The sequence below is a fragment of the Ruminiclostridium hungatei genome (genome assembly GCF_002051585.1).
Taxonomy (GTDB): Bacteria; Bacillota; Clostridia; order Acetivibrionales; family DSM-1351; genus Ruminiclostridium; species Ruminiclostridium hungatei.
In genome coordinates this window covers 1-610 of the sequence record NZ_MZGX01000090.1, presented here as the reverse complement: position 1 = coordinate 610, position 610 = coordinate 1, and the positions used below count along the sequence as shown (strand labels likewise).

Here is a 610-nt window from a genome sequence, read left to right as displayed (position 1 = left end):
CACTAAAAAACAGGAGACAGCAGAAAAAGCTGAGATAATACCGGCAGCATATGGCGAAACCAGCGAAAATGTAAAGAAAATACAGCAGGTTTTAATGAGTATGAATTACTGGACAGGAAGAAGCGGTGATAAAGCCAGCGGGTATTTTGGGGACGTAACCAGGGAATCATTAATTAACTTCCAGACAGGTTATATGAAGCTGGATAAGCAGGAGCTATATGATAAAAAAGGCAAATATGTAGGCTGCGGACCCGGTACGGCCAAGAGCTTGAATAGCGCATATAAATTGTTGAATAATTCCTATGTACCCGAACAGGTAAAAAATGGTATAATGGGAGTGGGAAAAAGTAAGGAAAACAATCTAACTTATAATTGGGACATAAAAGCGGGGGTGTATAACGCCTATGTTAAAGAAGCCCAATTAATGCTCATGAATATGGGGTACAAGCTGCCCAAATATGGGGCTGATGGGAAGTGGAGCAATAGCGGGGAGACTCATGAAGCCCTGCTGGGTTTTCAAAGAGGCTGTAAAGCAGCATTTGAAGGTGTAAAGAAAAATGGAACCGTTGGGAACCTTAAGCCGGTGGAACACTTCCAGGGCATTGAACCG

General features: G+C 42.8%; 1 protein-coding gene. It reads left to right on the top strand.

Annotated elements, in window-relative coordinates; all coding sequences use genetic code 11:
* Positions 1 to 610, top strand: a 610-nt coding sequence (locus tag CLHUN_RS22310) for a peptidoglycan-binding domain-containing protein (RefSeq protein ID WP_242656597.1), incomplete at both ends; no start/stop codon positions are given.